The following is a 19,638-nucleotide window of genomic DNA, read 5'->3' on the forward strand; positions in this document are numbered from 1 at the left end:
CCGATGTTGTTCTTGATCGTGTCGGTGACGCTCGTGCCCTTTGCCTCCGTCTCGAAGTACTGGGCGTAGAGCTTCTTGCTCGTGCCGTCGGCGTTCATCTCATCGATGGCGGTGTTGATCGCGGGCGAGAGCTTGCTTCCCTTCTTCGTCGGGAAGACCTCTTGGCTGGTGTCGCTCGTGCGGCTCGCGATCTTGAGCCCTGAGTTCTCGTGCGTCGCGAGGTAGTACTTGACGGCGAGTTCGTCGTTGACGAAGGTGTCGACGCGCCCCTGTGAGAGCAGCTCGACAGCTTTGTCCATGCCGTCGACGGAGACGACGTTCGCCCCCGCCTTCTTCGCGACGCCTGCCCAGTCGGACGTGATGTTCTGCGCCGACTTCTTGCCCTTGATGTCGGCGAGGTTCTTGATCGACGAGCCATCCCTGACGACGACGACGCCGTGGCTCTCGACGTATGGCTTCGTCAGGTCGTACTTGGCGCGACGCTCAGCGTTGGCGCCGACCTGGTTGGCGATGACGTCGATACGGCCCGAGTCGAGGGCGGCGAACATCGAATCCCACTGCGTCTCGACGAACTCGACCTTGACCCCCAGCCGCTTGCCGACCTCGCGGAAGTAGTCGACGTCGTAGCCAGTGAGCTTGCCCGCCTGGTGGAACGAGAACGGAGCGTAGACGCCCTCAGTGCCGACCTTGATCGTGTCCGGCAGCTTGTCGTCGGTCTTCGTGACGGCAGGGGCCTGCTGCGCGGCGGCGGTGGTCATCGTCAGGCCACCCAGGAGAAGGGCTGCGACGAAGCTGAGGATCGCGACGAGGACGCTTCGGGCTCGCAGCACCCCGAAACGGTCACGGTTGGGCGTCTTCACGAGAGTCGAGATTACGCCCCGATTAAACAATCTCCTATTTCATGTCGCCTAACTCACCGTTATGCATCGATGGTGCAGACCGCCCGCGGGGGGCCTATCGGCGCCCCACTTCCAGCCGGCCTCGCGCGGCGCCCCTCACGCGGCCACCGGCGCCGTCGAAGAACTGCAAGAATCGCGGCATGACGCGACGCGTGCTGGGCGAGCTGGACCGATCGAAGCTCCTCAACGAACTGGAGCTGATGCCTGCGCCCGAGAAGCGCCGCATCGACGCCGCCACCGGCGCCGGCCGTATGCTCGACGACCCGCACGACCGCGACATCCAACGCGCCCGCGTCGCGCAGTTGCCCTGGGCGCGAGCGATGGGTGCGTTGGCCTTCACCGGCCTTGCCCTGATGCGCTGCTTGGACGTCGTCGATGGCCGTCGTTCGTGGTGGGACTGGCTCGCGGCCGCCTTCTTCACCGTCAATGCCGTCTTCTGGATTCGGCGCTGGTGGCTCATGCGTCGGCTCGGTCGGCAACTCGACGCCGTCGACGCGACCGGCCTCACGCTTGCGCGTAGCGCCCGACCCCAACGAGCATCTCGGCGATCTGCAGGGCGTTGAGCGCGGCGCCCTTGCGGATGTTGTCGCCGCACACGATGAAGTCGAGCGTGTGCGGGTTGCTCTCGACCTGACGCACGCGCCCGACCCACACGGGGTCGGTGCCAACGGCGTCGGCGGGCGTCGGCCAGTCGGTGCCGTTTTCGTCGGGCATGACGATCGCGCCGTTCGCGCCCTCGACGATGGCGCGGCGCGCGTCGTCGGGCTTGACCTTCTTGTCGAAGCTCACGTGCAGCGTCGACATGTGCGTCGTGACGATCGGCACCTGCACGCACGTGACGGCGACGCGCAGCTGCGGCAGCGCGAGCACGTCACGCAGTTCGTGCGCGATGTCGTTCTCCTCGCTCGACCAGCCGCCGCCGACGTGCTCACCCACCCAGGGCACGACGTTGCTGACGATCGGGGCCGGAAACGGTGAGTCGTCGGGCAGATCGGCGACGTAGCGGCGGACGTCACCGGGCATCTGGCCGATGCGCGGGTGGCCGGTGAGCGCCGATACCTCTTCATAGAGACGCTCCGCGCCCCGCTTGCCCGCGCCGGTGACGGCCTGCATCGACGTCGCCGTCACGTGCGTGAGGCTCCAGTGCTCGTGCAGCGTCGCGAGGACGGGAAGCATGACGATCGCGGGGCCCGACGGCATCGCGACGATGCCGCGGGGGTGCTCGAACGCCGCAGCCGCGTTGACCTCGGGCACGACGAGTGGGACGTCGTCGTCATCACGGAACGCGGCGGAGGTGTCGACGACGAGGCAGTCGGACGCCGTCGCGAACGGCGCCCACTTCGCCGACACGTCTGCGGGCGTCGCGAAGATGGCGACGTCGACGCCGGCGAAGCTCTCACTGTCGAGGGGTTCGACCTCGAGTTCGTCGACGCCGAACAGCATCCTGCGTCCGACAGATCGGTCGGAGCCGAAGAGACGCACGTCGTCCCACGCGTCCGCGCGCGTCGCGAGGACGTCGATCACCGCCTGGCCGACGAGCCCCGTGGGGCCGACGACGGCGAGGACGGGCCGTTCGGGCTGGTTCGCAGTCACGTTCCGAGCATAGGCGCCGTCACTGACGACGAACCCGTCCGCCTGCCCGGTTGACGCCAGATCGATTGGAAACTCACATGATTGGGCGAGATCGCACCCGCCGTCTGCACCGTTCGATCCCGTGGGCCCAACGCCTGGCGCACTTCTCGCCCCATCACCTGTGGCTTCACGTCCCGCCTGACCGCCCCACCCAACCCACGTTGCATGTGACCGAAAATCGCAGATGGGGGCCAGATTCGCCGATGGGGACAGGAATCGCCGTTGGGGCGGGGGTCAGCCGGCGGCAGCGATGAGTTCGGCGATCTGCACCGTGTTGAGCGCCGCGCCCTTGCGCAGGTTGTCGTTGCTGATGAACAGCGCGAGACCCTTGCCGTCGGCGACGGAGGCGTCCTGGCGGATGCGTCCGACGTAGCTCGGGTCCTTGCCTGCGGCGACGCGCGGCATCGGCACGTCGGCGAGTTCGACGCCGGGGGCGTCGGCGAGCAGGTCGCGGGCTTCCTCGGGGGTGATGGCGCGCTCGAACTCTGCGTTGACGCTGAGCGAGTGACCGCTGAACACCGGCACGCGCACGCACGTGCCGGACACGGCGAGCTCGGGCAGGTCGAGGATCTTGCGCGATTCGTTGCGCAGCTTCTGCTCCTCGTCCGTCTCGTTCGTGCCGTCGTCGACGATCGAACCGGCCATGGCGAGCACGTTGAACGCGATCGGCGCGACGTACTTGTTCGGCGCGCCGAGGTCGACGGCCTCGCCGTCGAGCGCCATCTTCTCCATGTCGGCCTCAGCGGCCTTGCGGATCTGCCCGGCGAGTTCGGCCACCCCGGCGACGCCCGACCCGGAGACGGCCTGGTACGTCGAGACGACGAGACGCATCAGCCCCGCGGCGTCGTGCAGCGGCTTGAGCACCGGCATCGCGGCCATCGTCGTGCAGTTCGGGTTGGCGATGATGCCCTTGGGCGTGTTCGCGATCTGCTCGCCGTTGACCTCACTGACGATGAGCGGCACCTCGGGGTCGCGTCGCCACGCCGAGGAGTTGTCGATGACGGTGACGCCCGCCGCCGCGAACTTCGGTGCGAGCGCCTTCGACGTGTCGCCGCCTGCGGAGAAGATCGCGACGTCGAGGCCGCTCGGGTCAGCGGTCGCCGCGTCCTCGAGGGTGTAGTCGACGCCCTTGAACGTCAGCGTCTTGCCCGCACTGCGCGCCGATGCGAACAGCCGCAGGCTCTTGATCGGGAAGTTCCGCTCCTCGAGCAGTTGCAGGACGACGCGGCCGACCTGGCCGGTCGCGCCGACGACGCCGAGATTCAGTTCCTTGTTCATGGGTGACGTTCCTTTCGCGCGGCCAGACGTCGAGCGTCCCCGCTGTGATGATGGCGTCGCGTCGTCAGCACCGGATGCCGTTCCGCGATTGCAGACGTTGCCCGTCAGCGGCCGGTGCCGGCGTAGACGACGGCCTCGCCGTCGGCGTCGAGCCCGAATGCGGTGTGGACGAGGCGGACGGCTTCGTCGAGTTCGTCGCTGCTCGTCACGACCGAGACGCGGATCTCGGACGTCGAGATCATCTCGATGTTGATGCCGGCGTCGGCGAGCGCCTGGAACAGCGTCGCCGAGATGCCCGGGTTGGAGCGCATGCCGGAGCCGACGAGCGACAGCTTGCCGATCGTGTCGTCGTAGTGGAGTCGGTCGAAGCCGAGTTCGTCCTTCATCGCGTTGAGGACGGCGACACCCTTGGGCGCTTCGTCCTTCGGCACGGTGAAGGAGATGTCGGTGCGCTTGTCCTCGCCGGCGGAGACGTTCTGGACGATCATGTCGACGTTGAGGCCCGCGCCCGCGACGGCGCGGAAGACGGCGGCTGCGCGCCCGGGTGAGTCGGGGATGCCGACGATCGTGATCTTTCCTTCGCTGCGGTCGTGCGCGACGCCGGCGATGATCGGGTCTTCCACGGTGTCTCCTTCTTTGTCGTTGACGACCCAGGTGCCCTCGTGGTGGCTGAAGGAGCTACGCACGTGGATGGGGAGGTCGAATCGGCGGGCGTACTCGACGCAGCGCAGCATGAGCACCTTCGCGCCCTGTGCCGCCATCTCCTGCATCTCCTCGTTGGTGATTCGGTCGATCTTGTGGGCCTTCGGCACGATGCGCGGGTCGGCGGTGAAGATGCCATCGACGTCGGTGTAGATCTCGCACACGTCGGCCTTGATGGCGGCGGCGAGCGCGACGGCCGTCGTGTCCGAACCGCCGCGTCCGAGCGTCGTGATCTCGTTCGTGCTCTGGCTGACGCCCTGGAACCCGGCGACGATGACGATGTGCCCCTCGTCGACGGCCCGCTGGATGCGGCCGGGCGTCACGTCGATGATCTTCGCCCTGCCGTGCACCTCGTCGGTGATGACGCCCGCCTGGCTGCCGGTGTAGCTGCGCGCCGAATGGCCGAGGTTCGCGATGGCCATGGAGACGAGCGCCATCGACATGCGCTCCCCCGCCGTCAGCAGCATGTCCATCTCGCGCGCCTGCGGCGCGGGGCTGACCTGCGCGGCGAGGTCGAGCAGCTCGTCCGTCGTGTCGCCCATCGCGGAGACCACAACGACGACGCTGTTGCCCGCCTTCTTCGTGTCGACGATGCGTCGCGCGACACGCTTGATGCTGTCGGCGTCGGCGAGGGACGAACCGCCGTACTTCTGGACGATCAGGCTCACGGTGTTGCTCCGGGGGTCGACTTCGGTCGGTCACGGCGAGTCTAGGCACTGCGCCCTGCAGGCTCGCTGAGCGCTCAGATACTGGTTCTGCGGCCGCGACGGGCGCCATATGACCAGCTGTCGGCCCGTACGAGCGGAATGGTCGAACCTGAGCGATCTGCCGCTCGTGTTCGACCATTTCGCTCGTATTCGTCGGGCCGAACTCATGTTCGTCGAGGCGGCACGCCCGCGACGAAGGATGCGTCACATCACGGGGCGTCAGAACACGAGGACGCGGCGGCCCTCGAAGGCACGGCCGAGCGTCACCTCGTCGGCGTATTCGAGATCGCCGCCGACAGGCAGGCCGGATGCGAGGCGGCTCACCGTCACGCCCATCGGTCCGATGAGGCGCGCGAGGTAGCTCGCCGTCGCCTCACCCGTGTGGTTCGGGTTGGTCGCGATGATGATCTCCTCGAGCGACGTGTCGCTGAGGCGCGCCATGAGCTCGGTGATGTGCAGGTCGCCCGGGCCGACGCCCTCGATCGGGTTCAACGCACCGCCGAGCACGTGGTAGCGCCCGCGGAACTCGCGGGTGCGTTCGATCGCGACGACGTCCTTGCTCTCCTCGACGATGCAGATGAGCGCCGGGTTGCGCTGCGGGTCGGCGCACACACGACACAGGTTCGTCTCGGCGACGTTGAAGCACACCTCGCAGAAGTGCACTGTCTCCTTGACCTTGAGCAGCACCTCCGCGAGACGCTGAACGTCATCGGCATCCGCCTCGAGCAGGTGGAACGCGATGCGCTGCGCCGACTTCGGCCCGACACCGGGCAGCCGACCGAGCTCGTCGATGAGGTCTTGAACCACGCCTTCATACACGATCGGCAAGCCTACGCGTCACCGGTGACAACCCCAATCGAGCGCGCGGGGCGTAGGTCAGCGGCGCGGATCGAGCAGCTTCGTCACCACCCGGCGATAGCCTGCGCCGATAGCGGGTGCCGCCACGCGGGTGACGAACGCGGCGGCGGGGCGAAGGCGACCCGGCACCCACGGCAGGGTGATGCTCTGTTCCCAGGCGACCTGTGCACCGCCGTCGAGGCCGCGCTCGCCGTCTGCCCGGTCGGGCCCGGCGGCCCGGCGCACCGGGGTGATCTCGACCGTCACGACACCGCCGAGGAGGCGACCGACCTTCTCGAACACGACGCGCCGGCCGGCTTCTATCTCCCGGACGACCATGACGTCGTCGAAGCCAAGCGGCCCGAGCCGTGTCCGCGCGACGTAGCGCGACCCGACGACTGCGTCCTCGGGAGCCGGCCCGCGACCCGTGGTGAACGGTACGACCTCGCCGTGCGCCGACACGTCGACGACGCGCCGCCACGCCTCATGCGGCGCCAACGCCGTGTCGATCCTGAAGGCGAACCCTGCTCGTCCCATGCGTCCCATCATTCTTCTCACTCGCCCACTCTCCATCGCGCCCCGCTCTTGCTGACGTCTCCCGCGTGACTGGTTCTTGCTGACGCGTCTGCTGTGCGGCCCGCTCTCACTGCCGCGTCTTTGTCGCGTCCCGCTCTTGCTGGCATGTCGCCGTCGCATCCCGCTTGTGCTGACGCGCCCCGCGAGCCGGCCCGTGCCCTACGGCCCGGTAGAACCCGGGCCAAGGCCTGGCATCCGTCACGGTCGCGCCACGCAGCGCTGCCACGACTTTCGTCAGCCCGCGTCAGGTCAGTTCGCGTCAGGGCCTTCTTCCTTGATGACCGTGCCGCCCAGTACCGACTTGATGATCGGCAGCCCGACGGCGTCCGAGTTCTCGATGTCCTCGTCGTCGACGCTCGCCGACGCATCATCGAAGCGGCCGCGCCCGCCCCGCTCGGCATCCTCCTGACGCTGCGCGGCCTCCCGCGCCGCCTTCTCGGCGCGCTGACGCGGCGTCAGCGCGCGCCCGTCGTCGACGGCGCCCTGCGTCGGCTGCGGCGCAGGCGCAACGCTGCCCGCCGCCGCCGAGTCGTGGGCCGCCTCGGCCTGCCCATCGCCGGCGCGCTCGCGAGCACCGGCTCGATCGCTCTCGCCCGAACGAGGCGGCAGCGGATCGTAGACGGCCTCGACGTCGGTCTCGGGCTCGTCCTCCATCCAGTCAGGAATGGGCTCCCCCGCGCTCAAGGGCGCACCCGCACTGTCGTCGACACCACTGGCACCGACGCCGCTGCTCGGGCCGCCGTTGTCAGCCGGCGATGCCTCGGCCGAGCGCCCCGAAGGATTCGCGCCCACCCTCGCGACGCCACCGGACGCGTCGCCCCTGTTCGAGGCGCCGTTGGCCGATCCCTGGTTCCGCGAGGATTCGTCCGCAGAACCGTGGCCGGCTCCGCGCATGCTGGGAGACGCGTCGTCGTTCGCCCATGACGGCGCCGGGCCGGCCTGCGCGCCCCAGTCGCCGCGCGAATCCGAACCCCACGCGCTGCTCTGCGCGGCGGCAGCCGCGAGGCCTGCGTCCTGGCGCGGCGAATCAGCCTCACGCGGCGCGACGCCCTCGGCGGGGTCGCCGGCCCGCGCCGGATCGACGCGGGCATGGCCGCCCTGCGCCCCGTTCCAACCGGTGCGATCGCGCCACCCACCGGGGCGTCCCTGGCCCTGACGACCCTGCTGCGGCGCAGCGGAGCGCGCTCCTCCCGAGGCGGGATCGCCCCACGCGTTCTGGCCGGACGCATCCTGCGTCGCACCACGCGAACCACCATCATGGCCCGGGCTGCCCTGGCGGCGAGCGTCAACACCCTCGCCACGGTGAGAGCCTGCTGGCACGTTCACACGCCCGTCAGCCGCCCCACCGGCGGACGACGAAGGATCGATCGACGCGCTGAACTGCGCCATCTCGTCGAACTGCGACCTGTCGTCGGGCGGCGCGTCATGCGGCGCGGGCTCGTCACCCCACGACCCGCCATCCGATGAGCCAGACTGCCCGCCATCCCCCTGGGGTCGGGACGAACCCTGCGCCCCCGAGGGGGCAGCGTTCGGCGACGACCATCCCCGCGCAGACTGCTGCGCGTTCGGCCCCTCACCCGCGGGCGACGCGTTCGGCGACGACCACGTCTGGCGCGCCTGGGCAGCGTTGGCCGCCCCCTGATGACCCCCGCCCTGACCCGACGGCGCCGCGGCACCGGCCGTCATGGCGCGGGCTTCGACGGCGACGTCGACGCCGATCGCCTCGATGAGCGCCTGACGCACGACCTCCATGTGCTGCCCGCGACTCATCGTGCCGGCGAGGCCCTCGCTCGTCGCGCCCAGGATCAACCGGCGCCCGTTGAACTCGGCCACCTGAGCGTTCTGACTGAGCAGCGTCCACGTGACGCGCTTGATGCGGAAGATGCGGTCGAGCACGTCGGGCCACGCCCGACGGATGTCGTCCGTGCTCATGCCTCCGCGCGCCGGCTGACCGCTCTCACGCTCGCCGGAACCCTGCTGCGGCGACGACGCGCCGCCGGACTGCTGCGTCGCATCGAAATCACGCTGCGCGCGCTCTCGCTCGGCCTCGCTCACGCCTCCCGTGACGCTCTGCGGCTGCTCGGCCCGCGCGTCGTCGCGCGCGGCCGCAGCGGCCCGCTGACCCTGCTCGGGTGCGGCCTCGCCGTGACCTGCCGGGCGAGAGGCACCCGACTGACCCGCGCGACCATCCCCGCCCTCAACGCCGGCGGTGTCAGCACGACCACCCCCCGCCCCGGCGCCCGGCGCGCGAGACAGATCGTCACCTGTTGACGAGTTCTCCTGCGCTGCACCGGCACTCGGGCTCTGCCATCTCGGTGTCGTTGCCGGCTGAGGAGCGCCCGCCGCCCCTGTCACACCCGCCGTCGCCGATGCGGCGTCCTCACCGGAACCGCCCGAGCGTCCTGCCCCGTCAGCATTCGCACCCACCCCAGAGGCCGCGCCGGCGCTCGCGCCGACCCCGCCCTGCGTCGGCGCCGACGCACCGGCGGGAGGCATCGCCGGCGCATGTGGCACCGGCCCCGCGGCAGCACGAGGCGGCAGTTCGCCCATGTCGAGGCGACGTTCCATCCGGTCGAGTCGCGCCGCGTATCCGTCGAGACCCGCGATGCCGGGCAGCAGCACGCGCGCGCACATGAGTTCGAGCTGAAGGCGCGGCGACGTCGCACCCGTCATCTCCGTCAGGCCCGCATTGATGACGTCCGCCGCGCGCGACAGCGCCCCCGCGCCGAACGAGGCCGCCTGCGAGCGCATGCGCTCCAGCTGATCCTCCGGCACCGAGCGCAGCACGGCGCCTGCACCCTCGGCCACGGCCGCGACGACGATGAGGTCGCGCAGACGCTCGAGCAGATCCTCGACGAACCGTCGCGGGTCGGCGCCCGATTCGACGACGCGGTCGATCTGCCGGAAGACCGCCGCCGAGTCACCGGCCGCGAACGCCTCGATGATGCCGTCGAGCAGTTCGTCATCGGTGAAGCCGAGCAGGCTCGCTGCGCCGGCGTACGTCAGCCCCTCGGGCCCCGACCCGGCGATGAGCTGGTCGAGCACCGACAGCGAGTCACGCACCGAACCCCCACCCGCGCGCGTGACGAACGACAGCACGCCCGGCTCGTACGCGACGCCCTCGGCGTCGAGCAGCGTCTCCATGTAGTCGCTCAGCTTCTTCGGCGGCACGAGGCGGAACGGGTAGTGGTGCGTGCGCGAGCGGATCGTGCCGATGACCTTCTCCGGCTCGGTCGTCGCGAACACGAACTTCACGTGTTCCGGCGGCTCCTCGACGATCTTGAGCAGCGCGTTGAAGCCCTGCGGCGTCACCATGTGCGCCTCGTCGATGATGTAGATCTTGTAGCGGCTGCTCGCCGGGCCGAACGACGCGCGCTCACGCAGGTCACGCGCGTCGTCGACACCACCGTGCGAGGCCGCGTCGATCTCGATGACGTCGACGCTGCCGGCACCGCCGCGAGCGAGCGCCACGCACGAGTCGCACACCCCGCACGGCGTCGGCGTCGGGCCCTGCTCGCAGTTGAGGCAACGCGCGAGGATGCGCGCCGACGTCGTCTTGCCGCACCCGCGCGGACCACTGAACAGGTACGCGTGATTGACGCGCCCCGTCCGCAGCGCCTGCATGAGGGGTTCGGTGACGTGCTCTTGGCCGATGACGTCGGCGAACGTCTCGGGGCGGTAGCGGCGGTACAGGGCCGTTGTCATGCGAGCAACACTAGTGGCGCGCGCCGACAACCCCGAGATCCCGCGGAGAACGCCCTACGAGCAGGCCGATCACGCGTCGCCCGACCACCCGTCCAGCGCCGCCCGGAGCGCCGACCACCCCACGATTACCGCCCTCGCAGCGTCCCCGGTAGACTCATGCCAAGCCCCCCGCGTGGTGGTACCTCTCCGAACTCCCCCAGGGCAGGAATGCAGCAAGGGTAGGAGAGCTCTTCCAGGTACGCGGGGGGCGCTCACGTCTCACAGGGCCCCAGCCGCGTCCCGGGCGTCATCTGACGTCGGGGGCCCCGGCCCGTCGCGCCGCGGTACTGCCGCAGCGCCATGTTCTCGGTGTCCTCCGGACGCGTGCGCGCGACGTACACCTCGCGTCCGAAGCCGCCCGTCGGCGCACGGGTGCCCTACACGACGATCCACCCGTCATCGGCGACGCTCGCCGTCCCCCACGTCATGTGGTCGAGCGTGTCGTCGTCTGCGCTCAGCGCGACGGTCTCGAGGCGTCGCGCCGCCCCGCCGTCCGGCACGACGAAGCGCGTCACCGACGTGCCGAGCAACGTGAACCCCCAGAACCCGCCGTGCCGCCTGATCGTGTTGGTGCAGACGAAAGCTCGCTCCATCGACCGCGATCAAGGCTGATGACGCAGGTCGGCCACGCCGCCAACCGCTCGCCCGCAACACCGGGACCGGGGATGACGGCGCCGCCCGTCAGCACCTGCGCGAAGCACCCCCGCGTGCTGATGAGCATCGAGTTCGACACCATGGTCGCCCCGTGGCCGGGCGCGCGACGCGTGTCGCCGAGCAGCCACATGACGCGTCCGTCGCCGAGCGGCGCGGCGTGACGGGCGACGCGTCGGGGCATGGCGTCAGGCTACGAGCCGCCGCTCATCACCGAAGGGGTTTTCACGCACCTACTCTCCGCTCAGCTTGGCGCGCTGCACCTCGAGGGCCAGCTCGCCCGCGACGTCGGGTTCGCGCGGCGCGCCGAGCCCGTTGACGGCGGGGCTGAGGCGCCGTTCGACGGCGAGGGTGACGGCGGCCGCGCCCACGCATCCGAGGACGAGCGCGAGCGTGTACCAGCCGGCCAGGGCGTGCCCGATGAGCAGGCCCGCGAACGGCGGGCCGACGATCTCGGCCAGGTGGAAGGCTCCCGCGGAGGCCGAGTTGTAGCGCCCGCGCAGGGCGTCCGGGGCGAGGTCGTTGACCATGGCGGGCAGCGTCGGCTGCAGGAACGTCTCGCCGACGCCGAAGATCGCCGCCGACGCGCAGACGAGGACGCCGGCCATCGTCGCGGAGCGCTCCCCCGACCAGCCCGCGAGGCCGAGCACGGTCCACGACAGCGACCACAGGCCGCACATGAGCAGCAGCGCGCGCGTGCGCCGCCTGCCGGAGACGAGCCGCAGCACGAGGATCTGCACGACGACGATGACGGCCGTGTTCGCCGCGTACGCCCAGCCGAGCACCTGCGTCGAGACGTGCGCCACGCTGCGGGCGAAGGCCTGGAATCCGACTCCGAACTGCGCGTAGCCGATGAAGGCCGTGATGAATCCGAGCAGCACGAGCAGCCGCATGGTCGGCTCGCGCAGCACCTGCGCGTAACCGCCGCGCGGCGCGTCGCCGTCAGGGCTCGAGGGGTGCTCGACGCGTCCGCCGTGGTGTCGCAGCGGACCCAGGTACAGCGCGAGTGGGACGAGGAACGTCGCGGCGTCGATGACGTACACGAGCTCGAACGTCGACGGCCGCGTCACGTCGACGATGGCCCCGCCGAGCACCCCGCCGATGCCCATGCCCAGGTTGAGCAGCGTGAAGTTGAGACCGAAGAAGAACTGCCGTTGGTCCGACGGCATGACGCTTGCGACCATCGCCTGCACGGCCGGGAAGATCACCCCCGTCGCGATTCCGGAGAGCGTCAATGCCAGTGCGGCCCGCCCGACGTCGTGCGCCCCGGCCATGAGCAGTTGCCCGGTGATCTCGAGCCCGACGGCCGTGATGACGACGCGACGCGCACCGACACGATCGATGACGACACCGCCGGGGCCGACGGCGAGCAACCCGACGATCGCGGGCAGGGCCAGCAGGATGCCCGTCACCTGCAGGCTGAGGTGGCGCACCTCGTGCAGGTAGGTGACGCCGAACGGCATGATGAGGCCGGTGCCGACGAAGTCGAACACGATGCTGACGAGCATGAGCTTGGCCGCGAGCGGCAGGTCGCTCCAGCGCACACGGGCTGCGCGGGTGTCGTCGGGGCTCGTGTTGTCGTGCGTCACGCCCCCCATGGTGACAGCCCGCACCGACGAGCCCCTGCGCACCCGTCGTTCCCCGGCTGTTCCCTCGACGCTGCTTGCACCGCCCGACTTGGGCGCATGCGCCGCGGTGCAGTACAGTTCTCGGCGGAGGATTCGCATAGTGGCCTAGTGCGCACGATTGGAAATCGTGTTGGGGATGAAACCCCTCATGGGTTCAAATCCCATATCCTCCGCCACACGTGATCGATGCCCCGCCCGGTTCGCCCGGCGGGGCATCGTCGTGTCTGCGCGCCGAGGGACGGTCGCCGTCGGCGTGGGTGCGCGGCCCGCCGTACACTGGGCACTTCCGGGGGTGGTTCGTCGTCGTGCGAGCCGGGTCGAAAGGATCGTGATGATGCGCCGAACCGCCAGCACTGCAGCGGTTTTCGTCGTTGCCGCAGGTGCGTTGACGGGGTGCTCGAGCGACAAGCCGAAGCAGGCTGCGCCGACGTGCCCACCCGGCAACCCGTCGCCGTCACGCACGGTCGCGTGGTCGAGCATCTACGCCAACGTCTACAACGCGAGCGACCGCAGCGGTGAGGGTGCCACCGTCGCGAAGCAGCTCGGCTGGCGCGGCATGCACACGCTGGACGTCAAGAACGACCCATTGAGCGACGATCGTCCGACCCCCAAGTTCGCCGAGATCCGGTACGGCAAGAACGGCCGCACGATCGCGCTCAACGTCGCCAAGCAGATCCCCCACGCAAACCTGTATCAGGACGAGCGCACGGATCCGACGATCGACATCGTCATCGGCAACAAGTTCTCGCTGACGCCGCGCCCGCCGCGCGCGGTGAAGAACGTCTCCGTCACCGTCCTCAACACGACGTTCATGCCGGGCCTCGCGGCGGACGTCGCCGGTCAGCTCGGCAAGCAGGGTTTCCACGCGGATGCCGAGGCGAACGACAAGGCGTACTACCCGGACGACTCGGCCGTCATCGTGTACGACGAGGAGGGCCTGCCCGACGCGCAGCGCCTGCAGATGAGTATCCCCGGTTCGCGGTTGCTGCAGGACACGCAGACGAAGGGCGCTGTCGACATCAAGGGTTCGGCCGTGCGCCTGTATCTGGGTTCGAAGTGGCCGACGGACGGCAAGGTCGTGCCGTTGTCGCAGGCGACGGCGTCGCCGAGTGCGTCACCGTCAGCGTCGGGCGGCTGCTGAGGGAAACAAGCTCTGGTAGGTGGAAGTCACACGAGGGACGCCCTGGTCGGGCGTCCCTCGTGTGTCTTGGGTGCGTGCGCCTCTGATGCGCTGATCGTCAGCGACGGCGGGCGGTGCCGAAGAGGCTGCGGGTGATCTCGCGGCCGATCTGGGTACCGGCGGAGCGCATGAACGACTTGAAGGCGGAGGAGTGGACGACCTGGCTGACCAGGCCGGGGTCGTCCTTCTCCTTCTTGGCGGGCGCGTGGGGCGCTTCGGGAGCGGGTGTGTTCTGCGCCGCGTCGGCGTCGCTCCCCGCACCCGCTGTGTCGGGCGTCAGGCGTCCCTGCAGTTTCTCGTAGGCCGATTCGCGGTCGATCGCTTCGGAGTACTTGGGTGCGAGTGGCGACGACGACACGATGCGGTCCATCGTCTCGGGTGCGGCCGGGCCCATCTTCGACGTCGGTGCGAGCATGCGCGTCCAGGCGACGGGCGTCGGGGCACCGGTCTCCGACAGTACGGTGACGATCGCTTCGCCGGTGCCGAGCGTCGTCAGCAGCTCTTCGAGGTCGTAGCCGCTCTTGGGGAAGGTGCGCACGGTCGCGGTGAGCGCCTTCTGGTCGTCGGGCGTGAAGGCGCGCAACGCGTGCTGCACGCGGTTGCCGAGCTGGCCGAGGACGCCTGACGGCACGTCCTTGGGCGTCTGGGTGACGAAGAAGACGCCGACGCCCTTGGAGCGGATGAGGCGGACGGTCTGCTCGATCTGGTCGACGAACGCCTTGCTCGAGCCGTCGAAGAGCAGGTGCGCCTCGTCGAAGAAGAACACGAGCTTCGGCTTGTCGAGGTCGCCCGCTTCGGGCAGTTCCTGGAAGAGGTCGGCGAGCATCCACATGAGGAACGTCGAGAACAGTGCGGGCTTCTCGGCCACGCTCGGCAGTTCGAGGCAGGTGATGATGCCGTGCCCGTCGGCGCCGGTGCGCATGAGGTCGGACGTGGCGAACTCGGGTTCGCCGAAGAACACCTCGGCGCCGCCATCGGCGAACGCGATGAGGTTGCGCAGGATGACGCCGGCCGTCGCCGAGCTGAGCCCGCCGAGGTTCTTGAGGTCGGCCTTGCCCTCGTCGGACGTCAGGTGCGTGATGACGGCGCGCAGGTCCTTGAGGTCGAGCAGGGCGAGCCCGTTGGCGTCGGCGTAGTGGAAGATGAGACCGAGGCTGGATTCCTGGGTTGCGTTGAGCCCCAGCACCTTCGACAGCAGCGTCGGGCCGAACGAGGTGACGGTGGCACGCACAGGCACACCCTTGCCCTCGCCGCCGAGGCTGAGGTATTCGACGTCGAAGCCCTTGCCCTCCCACGCCTGCCCGACGTCCTTCGCGCGGGCGGCGACCTTGTCGTTCGACTCACCCGGTTCGGCGAGACCGGACAGGTCGCCCTTGATGTCGGCCATGAAGACGGGAACGCCGTTGGTGGCGAGCTGCTCGGCCATGAGCTGCAGCGTCTTGGTCTTGCCCGTTCCGGTGGCGCCGGCGATGAGGCCGTGGCGGTTCATCATCGACAGCGGCAGGCGCACCTGCACGTCGGGCTTGGCGGTGTTGTCCTCGACGGCTGCGCCGAGCTCGAGGGAGGCGCCGTCGAAGGCGTATCCGCTGCGGATGGCTTCGAGCTGATTCTTTTCGGTCACGTCGTGAGCGTATCCGCCCGGCGCGTGCGCGCCCAGCACTGTGGGCACATAAAATAGGGCCGTGATCTTCAAGGCCGTGGGCGATTCGCGCCCCTACCCCGACCATGGCCTCGTCACGCCCAAGGACTGGTCGCCGGTGACGCCTCGGGTGGTGCGTCTGGCGGATCTGACGACGACTCGTACGACGCTCGATCTGTCGGCGTTGTTGTCGGAGGATTCGACGTTCTACGGCGACATCTTCGCGCATGTCGTCGCGTACCAGAACGAGTTGTACCTGGAGGACGGGCTGCATCGCGCCTTGCGGGCCGCCTTGCAGTCGCGCGCCACCTTCCACGCAAGGGTCTTGTCCCTATGAGTTATGTCCGCGACAACGGTCTCGCTCGGGCGCGCAAGCGTCGCGAGCGCCGTTCCATCGCCATCCTCGTCTTCTGCGCGCTGCTCGTGCTCGGCGCGATCGTGTTCGCGGCGACGTTCATCTCGTCGCCGAGCAAGCAGAGCGGCCCATGTCCGAACGGGACGGTGAGCTCGGCGCCGCCGGAGAGCGCATCGTTCACGCTCAACGTCTACAACGCGAGCGGGTCGAAGGGTGCGGCGGCAACGGCTGCGGAGGCGTTGCGCACGCACGGGTTCAGGATGGGTGTCGTCGGCAACGACCCGTATCAACACAGCGAGGACGGTGTCGGCGAGGTGCGTTTCGGCCCTGACGGCGCGGCGCTGGCGAAGCGGTATGTCGCGACGTTGGTGCCGGGCGCGAAGCTCGTGCAGGACGGGCGTGACGGCAACAGTGTGGATGTCGTCGTCGGTTCGTCGTTCCCGACGATCGCTGCGGCGCCTGCGTCGCCGTCGCCGTCGCCGGTGTGCAAGTGACGGTTCGTTCATCTCGTTTTTGCTCCGACGCATCGCTGTTGTAATGTTCTTACCGGTGGCGTGTCCGAGCGGCCTAAGGAGCACGCCTCGAAAGCGTGTGTGGGGGTAACTCCACCGTGGGTTCAAATCCCACCGCCACCGCCAGAGATGCGGAAGACCCCCTCCGGGATCAGCGACGAAGTCGCCCCGGAGGGGGTCTTCCGCATCTCTGAATGAGCACGGGGGATTTGGGAGGAGCGCCATGCGCGCGAGCGAAGCGAGCCCGCGTGCCGCGACGGAGTCCCACCGCCACATGACGCACACGCGACACGCACTTGACCCACCCTCGACGCGTCGCTGACGCCACACCGGCCGCACCTGCGACCCACCACCTGCCGTACCCAAGACGACGCACCGCCAGCATCATCGACCGGAGTTGCGACGCAATATTCTTGTGGCTGTAGCAACTCCACCACACTTGGCCACATGTCCAGCTACGATGGCAGCGCTGAACAACCAGGCAGCACGCAACCCACACCTGTGGGGGAGCACACACTCCCACCGAACGGGTAAAATTCTCTACACGAACGCGTGAACTCTTCACCCTCGCCCGCTTGCATCGTCCTAGTTATCGGCCGCCAGTGCCAGGCGAAGCACGCCCGCAGAACAAAAAGAGCACAGACGGTGTATAAAGTGTTCAAGGAGCGAACGTGGGTTCCCTCCTGTGCAACATGGGTTTTCTGCAAACCCTGAACCTGCCTGAAGGAGCTCCGATGCCGTCGCCCGTCAGAGATCGCATGATCTCCGGTGCCCTCGACCTGCTCGCCCGCCGTGGCCTGCAGGCCACCTCGTTCGCAGAGGTGACGCAGGCGACGCAGACACCGCGCGGCTCGATCTATCACCACTTCCCCGGCGGCAAGCAGGAACTCGTTCTCGCCGCCATCGACCTCAACGCCCAGCAGTGGCTCGACGTCGTGGCGTCGGTCGAACGTCGTTCGCCTGAACAAGTCGTCAGCGAACTGCTCGGCCGCCTGCGGACCTACCTCGACGAGACGAAGTTCGAGGCCGGCTCGGCCGTCGGCGCGGTCACCGTAGCTGCCGAGAACCCGACGCAGCTCGAACGCTGCCGTGCAGCGTTCGACGCGTTCAAGGGTGGCCTCGCGAAGGCCCTGACCGACTGCAGCGTCACCACTGCCGCAGCGCGCGAGTACGCGAGCCTGCTCACGAGCTCGATGATCGGCATGACGATGACGGCCCGCGCAGCTCGCAGTTACGACGGTTTCGACGCGAGCGCCCGCCAGCTCGTCGACAGCGCGCGTCGCCTGCCGCGCAGCTGACCTGAACGCCTCCTCGCCGGGATCACCCACCTGCGACGGCGCGATGACGTCGTGTCGCACCCACCGCCCGCTCGCGTCCACGACGATGGACCCATGACCTCGCACGAGCCTTTCGACGAGCACGCCTCCCGACCCAACGGCACCGATTCGTGGCTGAGTGGCGCCGCCGCAGAACCGGCAGGCCGGCGGGCGGGCAGGGGCAGCGCAGGCGACGAACGGCCCGATCTGAACCTGTCCGTCACGGCCGTCGTGCTCGCCGGCGGCACGTCGCGGCGCTTCGGCGGCGCTCAGGACGACAAGCTGGACGTATCGCTCGGCGCCCGCAGCGTGCTCGATTCGACGCTGGCCTCGCTCCCGACATCATGGCCCGTCATCGTCGTCGGTCCGCCGCGCGCGATCCGTCGCGAGCAGGTCACCTGGGTGCAGGAGGATCCGCCCCTGGGCGGCCCGGTCGCTGCCCTGGCGCGGGCGCTCGACGTCAGCACCGGCGAGTGGATAGCCCTCGTCGCCGGCGACACGCCCCGGGGCGGCCATGCCCTCCCCGGCCTCCTCGACGCGGCGTTGACGATGCGGGCGACCAGCACGTCCTGCCTCGACGGAGCGGTCGCCGTCGTCGATGGCCGTCGTCAGCCGCTTCTCGCGGTGTATCGCGCCGATGCCCTGGCCGCGGCCTGCGAGGCGATCGGGAACCCTGCCAGCGCGTCGATGCGTGCGTTGCTTGCATCCCTCGCTCTCGCTGAGACCCCCGTCGACCCGGGCGACGCCCGCGACGTCGACACCGTCGACGATCTGGCGTTTCATCGTGCGCGGGGCGCGTCGTAGGGTCGAGGAATGAAGGCGATCATGCTGTCCGAATTCGGTGACGAGAACGTCATGACCCTTGCCGAGGTGCCCGATCTGCCCGCGCCCGAGGGCGACTCGATACGCATCAAGGTCGCCGCTGCGGGTGTCAATCGGGCGGACCTGCTGCAGCGTCAGGGGCACTATCCGCCGCCTGCCGGAGAATCCGACGTCCTCGGCCTCGAAGTCTCCGGCACGATCGACGCGCTCGGGCCCGACGTCGTCGGCTGGCGCGTCGGTGACGAGGTGTGCGCGCTGCTTGCGGGCGGCGGCTACGCCGAGTACGTCAACGTCCGCGTCGGCCAGGTGCTGCCCGTGCCGCGCGGCGTCGATCTCATGACGGCCGCCGCGTTGCCGGAGGTGGCCGCGACGGTGTGGTCGAACGTCGTCTTCACCGCTGACCTGCAGCCCGGTGAACTGCTGCTCGTGCACGGCGGCAGCAGCGGCATCGGCACGATGGCGATCCAGTTGGCGACGGCGCTCGGCGCGCGCGTCGCCGTCACCGCCGGTTCGGCCGAAAAGCTCGCCGCATGCAAGGCGCTCGGCGCACAGACCCTCATCAACTACCGCGAGGAGGACTTCGTCGACGCCGTCGCGGCCGAGGGTGGCGCCAACGTCATCCTCGATGTCGTGGGCGCCAAGTACCTGAGCCGCAACATCGACGCTCTCGCGCCCAACGGCCGGCTCGTCATCATCGGCATGCAGGGCGGGGCCAAGGCCGAGCTCGACCTCGCGAAACTGCTCGCCAAGCGCGCCCAGGTGACGGCGACGTCGCTGCGTTCGCGTCCGCTCGCGGAGAAGGCCACGATCGTGCGCGAGGTGCGCGACACGGTGTGGCCGCTCGTCGAATCGGGCGCCGTGCGGCCTATCGTCCACGCCACCTACCCGCTCGCGCAGGCAGCGGACGCGCACCGCGAACTCGCCGCGTCGGGGCACATCGGCAAGGTGCTGCTCACGCTCTGAGCGCGGCACGCTCTGCAACGGGGTAAGCGGAGTGACTGGGCGGCCGGGTGCGGGGTGCGCCGGCCCGGCGCACCTCTGGGAGCTGCGATCCCGCATGACAGGGTTTCAGCCCTGACCTGCGCATGCGGAACCCCGTGGGGCATGCGTCGATGCCTTCCTCCTCCCCTCGCTGACCTCCACACCCGACGCCCCGTCAC

The 19,638-nt window shown here is 69.3% G+C and carries 17 protein-coding genes, 2 tRNA genes, 1 other RNA gene and 1 pseudogene; 11 read left to right on the plus strand and 10 right to left on the minus strand.

The window, feature by feature from the left end; translation table 11 throughout:
• Positions 1-62: 62 nt before the first annotated feature.
• Positions 63-758: pseudogene (locus AX669_RS13845) on the minus strand (transporter substrate-binding domain-containing protein); the annotation flags it as partial.
• Between the two features lie 281 nt (positions 759-1,039).
• Between AX669_RS13845 and AX669_RS04905 the strand changes: the two are divergent.
• Complete coding sequence (locus AX669_RS04905; RefSeq protein ID WP_062256987.1) at positions 1,040-1,462, plus strand: hypothetical protein; 423 nt, start codon at positions 1,040-1,042, stop codon at positions 1,460-1,462.
• Here the strand turns inward: AX669_RS04905 and AX669_RS04910 are convergent.
• The 6 genes from AX669_RS04910 to AX669_RS13850 form a co-directional block, all read right to left on the minus strand.
• Positions 1,404-2,492 (minus strand): aspartate-semialdehyde dehydrogenase, encoded by a 1,089-nt coding sequence (locus tag AX669_RS04910; RefSeq protein ID WP_062256989.1) that lies wholly within the window; start codon positions 2,490-2,492, stop codon positions 1,404-1,406. The genes AX669_RS04905 and AX669_RS04910 overlap by 59 nt on opposite strands.
• Positions 2,493-2,765: 273 nt before the next feature.
• A complete protein-coding gene (locus AX669_RS04915) occupies positions 2,766-3,809 on the minus strand; it encodes an aspartate-semialdehyde dehydrogenase (protein WP_006947191.1) in 1,044 nt (347 codons plus the stop codon).
• Positions 3,810-3,913: 104 nt separating this feature from the next.
• Complete coding sequence (locus AX669_RS04920; RefSeq protein ID WP_006947193.1) at positions 3,914-5,179, minus strand: aspartate kinase; 1,266 nt, start codon at positions 5,177-5,179, stop codon at positions 3,914-3,916.
• Between the two features lie 258 nt (positions 5,180-5,437).
• Positions 5,438-6,037, minus strand: a complete 600-nt coding sequence (gene recR, locus AX669_RS04925) for a recombination mediator RecR (RefSeq protein ID WP_038571803.1) — start codon at positions 6,035-6,037, stop codon at positions 5,438-5,440.
• 57 nt (positions 6,038-6,094) lie between these two features.
• Entirely contained in the window at positions 6,095-6,592 is a 498-nt protein-coding gene (locus AX669_RS04930) for a hypothetical protein (RefSeq protein WP_050786613.1), read from the minus strand.
• A 288-nt stretch (positions 6,593-6,880) separates the two neighbouring features.
• A complete protein-coding gene (locus AX669_RS13850; protein ID WP_062256991.1) occupies positions 6,881-10,336 on the minus strand; it encodes a DNA polymerase III subunit gamma and tau in 3,456 nt (1,151 codons plus the stop codon).
• Positions 10,337-10,496: 160 nt separating this feature from the next.
• Here AX669_RS13850 and ffs point away from each other — a divergent pair.
• An RNA gene (gene ffs / locus AX669_RS04940) (signal recognition particle sRNA small type) lies at positions 10,497-10,591 on the plus strand.
• A 161-nt stretch (positions 10,592-10,752) separates the two neighbouring features.
• Here ffs and AX669_RS13280 read toward each other — a convergent pair.
• Positions 10,753-10,968, minus strand: coding sequence for a hypothetical protein (locus AX669_RS13280; protein ID WP_074040918.1), 216 nt, complete (start codon positions 10,966-10,968; stop codon positions 10,753-10,755).
• Between the two features lie 18 nt (positions 10,969-10,986).
• On the opposite strand from AX669_RS13280, the gene AX669_RS04950 reads away from it, so the two are divergent.
• Positions 10,987-11,190, plus strand: a complete 204-nt coding sequence (locus AX669_RS04950) for a hypothetical protein (RefSeq protein ID WP_062256995.1) — start codon at positions 10,987-10,989, stop codon at positions 11,188-11,190.
• Positions 11,191-11,259: 69 nt separating this feature from the next.
• Here the strand turns inward: AX669_RS04950 and AX669_RS04955 are convergent, their stop codons facing one another.
• Positions 11,260-12,615, minus strand: coding sequence for an MFS transporter (locus AX669_RS04955; protein WP_083607409.1), 1,356 nt, complete (start codon positions 12,613-12,615; stop codon positions 11,260-11,262).
• Between the two features lie 125 nt (positions 12,616-12,740).
• Between AX669_RS04955 and AX669_RS04960 the strand changes: the two genes are divergently transcribed.
• A tRNA-Ser gene (locus AX669_RS04960) sits at positions 12,741-12,830 on the plus strand.
• A 158-nt stretch (positions 12,831-12,988) separates the two neighbouring features.
• Positions 12,989-13,795 (plus strand): LytR C-terminal domain-containing protein, encoded by an 807-nt coding sequence (locus tag AX669_RS04965; protein ID WP_165584696.1) that lies wholly within the window; start codon positions 12,989-12,991, stop codon positions 13,793-13,795.
• A 97-nt stretch (positions 13,796-13,892) separates the two neighbouring features.
• Here the strand turns inward: AX669_RS04965 and AX669_RS04970 are convergent, their stop codons facing one another.
• On the minus strand, positions 13,893-15,455 hold the full coding sequence (locus AX669_RS04970; RefSeq protein ID WP_062257013.1) for a helicase HerA-like domain-containing protein: 1,563 nt from the start codon (positions 15,453-15,455) through the stop codon (positions 13,893-13,895).
• A gap of 61 nt (positions 15,456-15,516) precedes the next feature.
• Between AX669_RS04970 and AX669_RS04975 the strand changes: the two genes are divergently transcribed.
• The 6 genes from AX669_RS04975 (at position 15,517) to AX669_RS05000 (ending at position 19,441) form a co-directional block, all read left to right on the plus strand.
• Entirely contained in the window at positions 15,517-15,810 is a 294-nt protein-coding gene (locus AX669_RS04975) for a hypothetical protein (protein WP_062256997.1), read from the plus strand.
• Positions 15,807-16,322 (plus strand): LytR C-terminal domain-containing protein, encoded by a 516-nt coding sequence (locus AX669_RS04980; protein WP_062257000.1) that lies wholly within the window; start codon positions 15,807-15,809, stop codon positions 16,320-16,322. The genes AX669_RS04975 and AX669_RS04980 overlap by 4 nt, the downstream gene beginning before the upstream one ends.
• A 54-nt stretch (positions 16,323-16,376) precedes the next feature.
• A tRNA-Ser gene (locus AX669_RS04985) sits at positions 16,377-16,466 on the plus strand.
• A gap of 608 nt (positions 16,467-17,074) precedes the next feature.
• Positions 17,075-17,638, plus strand: a complete 564-nt coding sequence (locus AX669_RS04990; protein ID WP_074046582.1) for a TetR/AcrR family transcriptional regulator — start codon at positions 17,075-17,077, stop codon at positions 17,636-17,638.
• A 93-nt stretch (positions 17,639-17,731) separates the two neighbouring features.
• Entirely contained in the window at positions 17,732-18,460 is a 729-nt protein-coding gene (locus tag AX669_RS04995) for a molybdenum cofactor guanylyltransferase (RefSeq protein ID WP_006945317.1), read from the plus strand.
• A gap of 9 nt (positions 18,461-18,469) precedes the next feature.
• Positions 18,470-19,441 carry an NAD(P)H-quinone oxidoreductase gene (locus AX669_RS05000; RefSeq protein WP_062257004.1) on the plus strand — a complete coding sequence of 324 codons (972 nt, stop codon included), beginning with the start codon at positions 18,470-18,472 and terminating at the stop codon, positions 19,439-19,441.
• Positions 19,442-19,638: the final 197 nt, after the last annotated feature.

The organism is Dermacoccus sp. CCH2-D9 (assembly GCF_001556795.1).
Taxonomy (GTDB): Bacteria; Actinomycetota; Actinomycetes; order Actinomycetales; family Dermatophilaceae; genus Dermacoccus; species Dermacoccus nishinomiyaensis.